This window comes from Ruegeria sp. CDSB029 (genome assembly GCF_059611125.1).
The window spans coordinates 24,496-33,512 of the sequence record NZ_JBXWOX010000031.1 but is presented as its reverse complement, the minus strand read 5'-3'; the positions used below and the strand labels follow the sequence as shown (position 1 = coordinate 33,512).

Genomic DNA, 9,017 nt, shown 5'->3' with positions numbered 1-9,017 from the left:
AAACTCAAACAGAAATCGAACCAGAGCCTCCGTTACGAAAACGCCTCAGCTCTCCGAAAAACTCTGAAGACGGACAGAAGCGGTTACGCGCGAAAAACTAGTTCCTCACCCCTTTGTCTCGGCAGGCCGTCTGGCAGTAGTAGCGATTGCGTCTGGGCGCGAGAAAAATACTTTGGCAGTGGCGGCAATGGCGAAGCGCACGACCGGCCAGCGCACCGTTCACGGCGGTTGCAATTACCGCGCCGATGGGGGTGATGGCAGCCATCGTAAGCCGCCCGTTCTTCGAACCTGGCCTTGCGATGGTGTGCAGACTATCCACGCCCAGCACCTTGTTCAGGTTCAGGTCCAGCATCACCTTGGCCGGAAAGGTCCCGTCGTTCCGGCAGTCGGCCCAAATGTCTCTGAGCCAATCGCAGGTACGAATGAAGTCCAGCGGGTGAACGGTGCCCCAATGAGATCGTTCTGCAAGCGGTAAAAAGGCATCGTACCACTTGTCCTCCGCTAGTTTCGCATCTGGGAAAATCAGATCAGCCAACGTATAGAACAGTGCTGCTTGGCGGCTAGGCACCCCATAGGCAGCGGCGATGCGTTTCTGCGGGGCATCGACCGTCCTCCGGTCGTTATTGTGGTACACCGACCAGAGTTGTTCTTGGGTCAGGTAGTGCGTGGAAACGTACATCGGCTGGTCTCGGCTCGCTCGTGGGTGCCGAGGCCAAGGGCCTCTAATGCGTCGCCTATTTTGACGGCCGCGATTCCCTTGTCAAGGTCGCGGTGCACCACAGTGGTGCTCCTGAATTCGCGGTGCACTAGCCGTTTTGGTGCACTAATGGTGCACTAATTGGGACTGGCACCCTCACCGCCATTGGAAAATCCAGTGGTCTGACAAAATCGAGCGACATAAATATTTGAATTTGCAAAGTTCTATTTCTAGGGGGGTAGAAAATATGGTACCGCCTGCTGGATTCGAACCGGCGACCTCTGGATCCACAATCCAGCGCTCTAACCAACTGAGCTAAGGCGGCACTCGTGAGGGGCGATGTACCGAACGCGCACACGGATTGCAAGAGGATTAAAGACGAAATTCCCAGCTTTGTTCGACAAGATCGCGGCCAAAGGAATGAACCTTTTTGCTACCGGTCAATTGCCACCCCGACGCCTTGTAAAGCGCGCAGGCCGCCCGGTGGCTTTCATGGGTCCATAAGGCCATATCGCGATAACCAGCGCTGCGCGCGAACCCCATGCATGTGTTGAGCATACGTTTGCCCAAGCCCTGCCCACGAGCCTCTGGCAGCAGCAAAAATAATCGCAACTTTGCGGTGTGGTCGTCTAGTGCGACGCAAAAGATACTGCCCATGCGCGCGCCACCCAGCTCCGCGATCCAACCCCTCTCGCGCGCTGGATCGTGTGACGTGACGAAGTCGGCCAGAATGCTTTCGACAAGGGGCGCGAACGTGTCATCAAACCCGTCGTCCCGCTGATAGAGGCGGCCGTGCTGTTCGACCAACCAGGGCGCATCATCTGGGCGGAAAGCTCTGATCAGAATATCTTCCATGCTTTACCTGACCTCAAAGGCGGCTTGATTCTCAACCCTTTGCGCGCTAGCAGGAACGCTCAGTCCCGGAGGCGCAAATGGGCATTAACACCGAACGTGACATTCAGGCAAACCTTCAGATCGGCCCGACCGACCATGGCATGGTGCGCCTGTTCATCGAGGCCGACGGCGTCGAAATTCCAATGGACTTCGAACCTGAAGAAGCGGAAGAAATCGCTGACGAAATCCTCGCCGCTGTGCAAGCTGCCCGGATCGTAAAAGACTGACAGTTCAAATTCTTGGATCACGCAATGCCTGCAATCTGCGGGCTGTATCTGTTGCAAACTTCTGAATCATCTTCTTGCGCCGCGCAGGTGCCAGCTTATCTTCCGGTGCCATTCGGATAATTTCGGCGTCATAAGCATCTGCGATGATCAGCCCGGTTTCCTCGGGCAACAGATCGGTTGGGAAGTCGGTATCGACGGCCCAGAAAAAGCGATCACACCAATCCAGATACCCCTGCCATTTGGAATCCGTCAGATAATCTGCGCGGCTAGATTTGCACTCGATCACCCACAGTTCCCCCTTGGGGCCCAATCCCATGACGTCGACGCGCAGACCGCGGGTGGGGACAAATTCCTCAACAGATACAAAGCCATGCGCCAACAAGTGGCGCGAAACCCCACGGGCCAGTTTTTGTCCGGGCTGTAAATCCAGTGTCATTCCTGAAATGTGAACAATTCGTGAACAAAAATCAAGCACCTGAAAGACCCTTGACATGATACCATTTGGTATTCCATAAATTGCAATACCAAATGGTATCACTACTGAGGTGACCAATGCAGACGCAAATTCAAAAGGCGTTCCGCGCCCTTGCGGACCCGACCCGACGGGAAATCGTCCAGATCCTTGCCTCTGGCGACATGACGATCGCTCAGCTGACCGATCAGTTCGATATGACCCGTGCAGCGGTCAAAAAGCACCTGACCGTTCTTTCCGATGGCGGCCTCATCACCGTCGAGGCACGTGGACGCGAGCGCATTAACCGACTGGAGCCGAATGGAATGGCCCCCATCCTCGACTGGTTCAGCTATTTTGACCAGTTCTGGGATGATCGCCTGAAAAATCTGAAGGAAGCTATTGAAAGGAATAAGAAATGACGAATGCAGTTCTGCAAAAGCAGATTTTCCTGAGGGCAACGCCGGAAACCGTATGGGCCTATTTGACTGAGCCCGCCCGATTGGCGGAGTGGTTTCACAAACCCGAACAACCGCTTGCCGCGGGTCAAAAGCTTGAGATGTTCGGGACATCCAGCGGCGATCTTTTGATCTGGGGTGAGGTACGCGCTGCCCGTCCGCCCGAATATCTCGAATATACATTTACCATCAAACCCATGGGAGACGCTGTTAGTGTCGTAAAATGGACGCTGGACCCGGTACCGGGCGGTACCCGGCTGGGCTTGGTTCACGAAGGGCTGCCGCAAGGCGCAGAGGCATTTGGCCTGATCCTTGCACTCGATGATGGTTGGGACGAACATTTGGGCAAGATGCGCAATGCGCTGCACGAAACTGTTGACGCCTGACCCCTTGTGCAAACCCGCCGCAACCCCTACTTAGGCCCGTGGCGGGTTCTGCCCTTCTTGTGATTGGTAGCATTCTGGTGGCCTTAAGCAATTCCGAGGGGGCTGGCTCTGTTCAGGTCCTGGCCTGATTACCTGGCGCCCACCTGTACATACAGGTCCTCGGGAATCACACCGTACGGTTGACTGGCGGTCCCGCCACATAAACTTGTCTTGCCCGGTTTGGGAGAGTCTTCATTTTCCGAAATAGGTTGGCTCAGCCCTTGTCCACCGCCACGCGGGCGGGTTCGAACTCGGCCGCAATAGGTGTACCGCGCCTGGGGCCTGTTGGCTTTTCCGCCATGCTCATGATCGCGTAGGCGAACTGAACACCGGCGAACACGATGCCATTCATGAACCAGATCATTGCCAGAGCGATTAACCCGATCTCGGATCCGAAAATCAGGCCGCGCAAGTTGGCCACGTTCAGCGCCAGCAGCACCCCGACAAACAGGGCCGAGATGACAAATCCCCATGCAACTTGCGTGATGTAAAGGCGGATCAGTTTGGGCACGACAAAGCTCCTTGTCTGATACCGTGATGATAGCGCATGGTCGTGCTGAGTAAACTGCAGCCTCAACGGGTGCGACACTATATTCGGAGTCTCTATGAATGCCCTCAGCCTGTTCACGCTTGATCTTCTCGAAGAGCTGTCATTGCGCCATGATGATCAGGAACGTTGGGAGTTCTCGTTAGACCGTCTGAATGAGATCGGTTTTAACGCCCTGAACATGCTTTGCTTCACACCCGAGACTGGCGCCATTCATTGGGTTCGAAGTTCAATGTCCAAAGGTTGGCTGAACCGCTATGACAGCCAAGGGTACGCCGAAGCGGATCCGATGCTGGCGCAGGTTCAAAATGGCAGGGAAAGCCTCTACGTGCAGGCCGCAAGCCTCCGATCCGCGGACGGCCATTCCTCCAAGGCGCTGGGTCTGAACCACGATCTGGAAAAGGCCGGATATATTCACCTTTACTCTCTGGTGGTTCCCTGCCCCGACAACGAGGCCAAGCTTGTGGTTCTGTCATCGGACAGACCGGACGCCCAGGTTCAGATGACTGAACGGCATCGCGAAATGCGTGTCCTGGCAACCGTGCTGGCCACCAATCTGGGATCGGATATCCCCAGCAATCACGGTCGTGTGTACGACATCACAAGCATTGCTCCAACCGCTCCGGACCTGACGCCACGAGAGCTGCAGGTCCTGAACCTTTTGGCTCTTGGGCACCGAAACGATAGAATCGCCGAACTATTGAACCTTTCGGAAATAACGGTACGAACCCATTTGAAGAATGCGCGCGAAAAATTGAGAGCCCCGACCCGAGAATCCGCACTGGTCCGTGCGATGCAACTTGGCCTGATCAATCCGCCGGGCTATCGGAATCGATAGGTGGCACGCCGGCTACGTTCCGGTAAAATGTTGGTGTCTTTGGAAAAAACTGTGAGTGGTGGAGGCCGAAGACTTGTTTGAACAAGCGTATTATTAGATTTCAGGCGCAGCGCTTTGTGTGGCTGCGCCTTATTCATCTGGACTAAGGCTTAACTCAAAACGCCTCTGGCTGTGCTTCGCGGGCCATGTGATCTAAAACTGCGTTGACGAATTTCGGTTCTTTACCTTCCGGGAAGAACGCGCGCGCCACATCAACGAACTCGGTGATGACGACCTTTGGTGGCGTATTGCCTTGGGTCAGTTCAGCCCCGGCTGCACGGAAGGTGGCGCGCAGGGTCGGGTCAATGCGCGCGATGGGCCATTTGGCGACCAAAGCGCGGTCGGTCATCTGGTCAATCGGAGCCTGATAATTAACCGCGTCTTCAACCAATTTGCGGAACACGCGGATGTCGCCGTCCAGCATTTCCTCGCCCTCATAGACAGCGCCAAACCGATGATCCAAAAACTCGTTCACGACTGCTTCCGTCGTTTGGCCCGATTGCTCCATCTGGAACAGCGCCTGCACGGCATAAAGCCGGGCGGCGGATTTCATCAGGCGTTTCTGGTTGGCCGGTTTCGGCGCGTCTGTCTGGGTCATGCTGTCGTGGGTCCGTTGTTGTCGCCCGCCACAAGGATGGACTCGGACGGCGGCTTGAACCCGACGCCCTTTTTGGAAGAGCCCCACTTACGGCTGAGTGCAATCAGATGCAAGGCCGCAGCGGCCGCACCACCGCCTTTATTCATCTTTTTAGGATTTGCGCGGACTTCGGCCTGATCGTCATTTTCGACCGTCAGGATGCCATTTCCAATAAGAAGACCCTGCAGACCCATCAACTGGATCGCCCGGCTCGAGTCGTTGCACACCGTTTCATAGTGCGTGGTCTCGCCACGAATGACACAGCCCAGCGCCACGTAGCCATCATAGTTGCACTGGCGATCTGCCATGGCGATGGCGGTCGGGATTTCCAACGCGCCCGGAACCTCAACAACTTCGCAGGTACCGCCAGCGGCTTCGATCTCGGCCTTGGCACCAGACACCAGATTGTCGGCAATGGCCCGATAGAAGGGCGCCACCACAATCAAAAGTTTCACAGGTTTGTCGAATGTCGGAGTTGGCAGCACGCCGTGTTTGTCTTGTTCAGCCACGATCAATCATCCTTGAGAATGGAACGGGTTCCGACGATGGAGATTCCAAACGCGTCGAGCCCCAGATATTTCGTTTCCGGTGTATCGGTCAGTAGCACCAGTTCCTGGATGCCCAGTTTGGACAAGATCTGCGCCCCAAGACCGGTTTGCTTGATGGTGCGCGGGCCTTCGTCATCGGTTGCGTATAGCGCGTTGCGCGGTTCACGAAACAGGCAAACTACGCCCCGCCCCTCGGCGGCGATCTTTTCCATAGCACGCGGCAGTTCCTGCGGCGATTTTGGACCCAGGCCCAGAACATCAGGCGCTTCATGCAGTGCATGGGTTCGTGTCAAAACCGGCTCGGGCGTGGTGATGTCACCCTTGATCATGACGACATGTTCGATGCCATGTGTCTGATCCGTGAACAGGCGCATTTCCCATTCGCCGCCGTATTCTGACGTCACAGCCCTGCGCGAGGTTTCGACGACCAGATTGTCGTTGCGCGAGCGATATGTGATCAGGTCGCTGATCGTACCGATCTTCATGTCGTGCTCTTTTGCAAATGCAACCAGATCGGGCAGACGTGCCATAGTGCCGTCAGGCTTCATGATCTCGCAAATCACCCCTGAGGGGTTCAACCCGGCAAGCCGAGAGATATCGACCGCCGCCTCTGTATGACCGGCGCGCACCAGCACCCCGCCCCGCTTGGCGCGCAGCGGAAAGATATGACCCGGTGTCGCGATGTGCGCCATCGTATTTTGCTCGTTGATCGCCGTTTCAACGGTCAGAGCGCGATCTGCTGCCGAGATGCCGGTTGACACGCCTTCGCGCGCCTCGATGGACACGGTGAATGCGGTTTCGTGACGGGATGAGTTGTTCACGGCCATCATCGGCAGGCCAAGGGCTTCGACGCGCTCCGCCGTCATCGGCAGGCAGATCAGCCCGCGCCCATGGGTGGCCATAAAGTTGATCGCCTCGGCATCCGCAAACTCGGCCGCAATGACCAGATCACCCTCGTTCTCGCGATCTTCATGATCGACCAGAATATACATCCGGCCCTTGCGCGCCTCTTCGATGATATCTTCGATCGGACTGATCGCGTCGCGCAGCAGGGCCTCGACGGGACCGGGGGTTTCAAAGCTCATGGGGCAGCCTTTCACAAGAGCGTGTCTGGACGGCTGGATAGACCACCAAGCGCTCAAATACCAGAGCGCTTGCTGCTACACTCCGCCGAAACGCGACGTCTCAAACTGTGGTTCAGGACATCTCAGCCAAGCGGGCGACGTAGCGGGCCAGCGTGTCGATCTCAAGGTTTACCTGATCTCCGACCGAGACATCGCCCCAGGTCGTCACTTCTTTGGTGTGGGGGATGAAATTGATCCCGAAATCGCAACCGTCGACATCATTTACCGTCAGCGAGGTTCCGTTCAGCGCAACTGATCCTTTAGGCGCGACAAAGCGGGCCAATTCCTTGGGCGCGCGCAACGTTACACGGGTGCTGTCGCCTTCGTCCTGCAGGGCAACAACCTCGGCCACGCCGTCGATATGACCGGAAACGATGTGCCCACCCAGTTCGTCCCCAACCTTGAGGGCGCGTTCAAGGTTCACGCGTTTGCCAACTTGCCATGTGTTCAGATTGGTTTTCGACACCGTCTCGGCGCTGATCTGCACATCGTACCAATCATCCCCAATGGCGATCACGGTCAGACAGACGCCGTCACTGGCGATGGATGCGCCAATATCAATACCCACAGTGTCATAGCCCGTTTTGATCCGGGCACGCAGATCCCCTTGCTGGTCCAACTCGGTAACAATTCCGATATCGGTGACGATCCCTGTGAACATTGCTTTCACCCTTAGCTTATAACCTGTGCGTATGTGTAACCGCCGAGGTAAGCCCAAGAAACGCTGCGGGCAAGCCCTGCCTTGCCCGGATTGATGTATACAGGCATAATTTTGGTACCAAACGATAAAGAGCAGTCCCGGATGCATCCACTCACCTCGCGCTCGCATCGCCGTGTATTCCTGTTTTTGCAGGGACCGCATGGCCCTTTCTTTAGCGCACTGGCACGCGCTTTGCGCGCCGCCGGGGCTGATGTTTTGCGCGTGGGGTTTAATGCGGGCGATCAGGCGTTCTGGTTTGACCGCAGCACCTACATCCCGTTTTTGGACAATTCCGAGCAATGGCCCGAAACCCTTAGGGAACTGATCCGGTCACAGTCGGTCACAGATATCGTCCTATACGGCGACACCCGTCCGGTTCATGCCAATGCTGTGGATATTGCGCGCGAAATGGGAGTGACTGTCCATGTTTTCGAAGAGGGGTATCTGCGCCCGTGGTGGGTCACTTACGAACGGAACGGATCAAATGGACACTCACGACTGATGTCTTTGGACGTCGCGCAGATGCAGGATGCGCTTGACCAGTCCGAGGCGCTGGTTCCACCGCCACCATCCCATTGGGGCGATATGCGGCAACACATATTCTACGGCGCGCTTTATCACTGGTTTGTCCTGTTCCTTAACCGGAGGTACTCCAACTTCAAGACGCACCGGGAATTGCCTGTTTCAAAAGAGTTTCGCCTGTACTTCAAACGACTTGCACTGATGCCTTTCCACAGGATTAGGCGTCGCTGGGCCACCATGCGCGTTCGGCAAAACGGTGCACCCTATCACTTGGCCCTGTTGCAACTGGGTCATGACAGTTCGGTGCAGGCCCATTCAAACTATACCTGCATGTCGGATTTTCTGAAGCATGTCATATCAGGTTTCGCCAAAGGCGCTCCGGCCCATCACCTTCTGGTTCTGAAGGAACATCCGCTCGAAAACCACCGCGAGCCGCTGCGCCGCAAGGCGCGCGAAATAGCCCGCGCGCACCAAGTGGCGGATCGCGTGCACTACGTTCCCGGCGGCAAACTGGCCGGATTGCTGGATGACGCGAACACAGCAGTGACGATCAATTCCACAGCCGGTCAACAAGTTTTGTGGCGCGGAATCCCGTTGCGCAGTTTTGGAAAGTCCGTCTACGACAAACCCGAGTTTGTCTCGCAACAACCCATTGCCCAGTTCTTTGCCGACCCGGACGTACCAGACCACGAATCCTACCAAGCTTACCGGAAATTTCTATTGAAAACCAGCCAGTTACCCGGCGGCTTTTATTCGCTGCGTGGGCGACGGCAACTGCTGCGCCGCGCCACCGACATGCTGCTGCAGGCGCATGACCCCTATCAGTCCGTTCTGTCCGACAACGAGGCGCCGACGCCACAGTTGAAACTCGTCGATTAAGCCGGGTTGGTTGGTGCTGGATGTTGGACCC

13 protein-coding genes and 1 tRNA gene are annotated in these 9,017 nt (G+C 56.3%); 5 read left to right on the top strand and 9 right to left on the bottom strand.

Going from position 1 to position 9,017, the window contains the following annotated elements:
* Window positions 1-97: 97 nt before the first annotated feature.
* From AC2FI8_RS22920 to AC2FI8_RS22910, 3 genes are all read right to left on the bottom strand, one after another.
* Window positions 98-679, bottom strand: coding sequence for a hypothetical protein (locus AC2FI8_RS22920; protein ID WP_496781074.1), 582 nt, complete (start codon window positions 677-679; stop codon window positions 98-100).
* 266 nt (window positions 680-945) lie between these two features.
* Window positions 946-1,022: transfer RNA gene (locus tag AC2FI8_RS22915), tRNA-His, on the bottom strand.
* 47 nt (window positions 1,023-1,069) lie between these two features.
* Window positions 1,070-1,552, bottom strand: a complete 483-nt coding sequence (locus AC2FI8_RS22910) for a GNAT family N-acetyltransferase (RefSeq protein WP_496781073.1) — start codon at window positions 1,550-1,552, stop codon at window positions 1,070-1,072.
* Between the two features lie 77 nt (window positions 1,553-1,629).
* On the opposite strand from AC2FI8_RS22910, the gene AC2FI8_RS22905 reads away from it, so the two are divergent.
* A complete protein-coding gene (locus AC2FI8_RS22905; RefSeq protein ID WP_058274816.1) occupies window positions 1,630-1,818 on the top strand; it encodes a DUF6324 family protein in 189 nt (62 codons plus the stop codon).
* Window positions 1,819-1,822: 4 nt separating this feature from the next.
* Here AC2FI8_RS22905 and AC2FI8_RS22900 read toward each other — a convergent pair whose 3' ends face one another.
* Window positions 1,823-2,254 (bottom strand): MmcB family DNA repair protein, encoded by a 432-nt coding sequence (locus AC2FI8_RS22900; protein ID WP_058274815.1) that lies wholly within the window; start codon window positions 2,252-2,254, stop codon window positions 1,823-1,825.
* Between the two features lie 116 nt (window positions 2,255-2,370).
* Between AC2FI8_RS22900 and AC2FI8_RS22895 the strand changes: the two genes are divergently transcribed.
* Window positions 2,371-2,691 carry an ArsR/SmtB family transcription factor gene (locus AC2FI8_RS22895; protein WP_496781072.1) on the top strand — a complete coding sequence of 107 codons (321 nt, stop codon included), beginning with the start codon at window positions 2,371-2,373 and terminating at the stop codon, window positions 2,689-2,691.
* A complete protein-coding gene (locus tag AC2FI8_RS22890; RefSeq protein WP_496781071.1) occupies window positions 2,688-3,113 on the top strand; it encodes an SRPBCC family protein in 426 nt (141 codons plus the stop codon). Before AC2FI8_RS22895 ends, AC2FI8_RS22890 begins: the two co-directional genes overlap by 4 nt.
* A gap of 253 nt (window positions 3,114-3,366) precedes the next feature.
* On the opposite strand, the gene AC2FI8_RS22885 is transcribed toward AC2FI8_RS22890, so the two are convergent.
* Window positions 3,367-3,663, bottom strand: a complete 297-nt coding sequence (locus tag AC2FI8_RS22885; RefSeq protein ID WP_282118781.1) for a hypothetical protein — start codon at window positions 3,661-3,663, stop codon at window positions 3,367-3,369.
* Window positions 3,664-3,757: 94 nt separating this feature from the next.
* Here AC2FI8_RS22885 and AC2FI8_RS22880 point away from each other — a divergent pair, with 94 nt between their 5' ends.
* Window positions 3,758-4,537, top strand: coding sequence for a helix-turn-helix transcriptional regulator (locus tag AC2FI8_RS22880; protein ID WP_496781070.1), 780 nt, complete (start codon window positions 3,758-3,760; stop codon window positions 4,535-4,537).
* A gap of 154 nt (window positions 4,538-4,691) precedes the next feature.
* On the opposite strand, the gene nusB is transcribed toward AC2FI8_RS22880, so the two are convergent.
* From nusB to AC2FI8_RS22860, 4 genes are all read right to left on the bottom strand, one after another.
* The gene (gene nusB, locus AC2FI8_RS22875) at window positions 4,692-5,174 is read right to left on the bottom strand and encodes a transcription antitermination factor NusB (protein ID WP_496781069.1); all 483 of its coding nucleotides are present in this window, start codon (window positions 5,172-5,174) and stop codon (window positions 4,692-4,694) included.
* Window positions 5,171-5,722 (bottom strand): 6,7-dimethyl-8-ribityllumazine synthase, encoded by a 552-nt coding sequence (locus AC2FI8_RS22870; protein ID WP_496781068.1) that lies wholly within the window; start codon window positions 5,720-5,722, stop codon window positions 5,171-5,173. The genes nusB and AC2FI8_RS22870 overlap by 4 nt, the downstream gene beginning before the upstream one ends.
* 2 nt (window positions 5,723-5,724) lie before the next feature.
* Complete coding sequence (gene ribB / locus AC2FI8_RS22865; RefSeq protein ID WP_496781067.1) at window positions 5,725-6,846, bottom strand: 3,4-dihydroxy-2-butanone-4-phosphate synthase; 1,122 nt, start codon at window positions 6,844-6,846, stop codon at window positions 5,725-5,727.
* 112 nt (window positions 6,847-6,958) lie between these two features.
* On the bottom strand, window positions 6,959-7,546 hold the full coding sequence (locus tag AC2FI8_RS22860) for a riboflavin synthase (RefSeq protein ID WP_496781066.1): 588 nt from the start codon (window positions 7,544-7,546) through the stop codon (window positions 6,959-6,961).
* A gap of 141 nt (window positions 7,547-7,687) precedes the next feature.
* Between AC2FI8_RS22860 and AC2FI8_RS22855 the strand changes: the two genes are divergently transcribed.
* Window positions 7,688-8,986: a capsule polysaccharide biogenesis protein gene (locus AC2FI8_RS22855; protein WP_496781065.1), complete on the top strand. Its 1,299-nt coding sequence runs from the start codon at window positions 7,688-7,690 to the stop codon at window positions 8,984-8,986.
* Window positions 8,987-9,017: the final 31 nt, after the last annotated feature.

Bases quoted from the DNA above. Each gene is read 5' to 3' on its own strand.
- AC2FI8_RS22880 (WP_496781070.1), top strand. From the start codon at position 3,758: ATGAATGCCCTCAGCCTGTTCACGCTTGATCTTCTCGAAGAGCTGTCA.
- ribB (WP_496781067.1), bottom strand. From the start codon at position 6,846: ATGAGCTTTGAAACCCCCGGTCCCGTCGAGGCCCTGCTGCGCGACGCG.
- AC2FI8_RS22900 (WP_058274815.1), bottom strand. From the start codon at position 2,254: ATGACACTGGATTTACAGCCCGGACAAAAACTGGCCCGTGGGGTTTCG.
- AC2FI8_RS22895 (WP_496781072.1), top strand. From the start codon at position 2,371: ATGCAGACGCAAATTCAAAAGGCGTTCCGCGCCCTTGCGGACCCGACC.
- AC2FI8_RS22920 (WP_496781074.1), bottom strand. From the start codon at position 679: ATGTACGTTTCCACGCACTACCTGACCCAAGAACAACTCTGGTCGGTG.
- nusB (WP_496781069.1), bottom strand. From the start codon at position 5,174: ATGACCCAGACAGACGCGCCGAAACCGGCCAACCAGAAACGCCTGATG.
- AC2FI8_RS22910 (WP_496781073.1), bottom strand. From the start codon at position 1,552: ATGGAAGATATTCTGATCAGAGCTTTCCGCCCAGATGATGCGCCCTGG.
- AC2FI8_RS22905 (WP_058274816.1), top strand. From the start codon at position 1,630: ATGGGCATTAACACCGAACGTGACATTCAGGCAAACCTTCAGATCGGC.
- AC2FI8_RS22890 (WP_496781071.1), top strand. From the start codon at position 2,688: ATGACGAATGCAGTTCTGCAAAAGCAGATTTTCCTGAGGGCAACGCCG.
- AC2FI8_RS22855 (WP_496781065.1), top strand. From the start codon at position 7,688: ATGCATCCACTCACCTCGCGCTCGCATCGCCGTGTATTCCTGTTTTTG.
- AC2FI8_RS22860 (WP_496781066.1), bottom strand. From the start codon at position 7,546: ATGTTCACAGGGATCGTCACCGATATCGGAATTGTTACCGAGTTGGAC.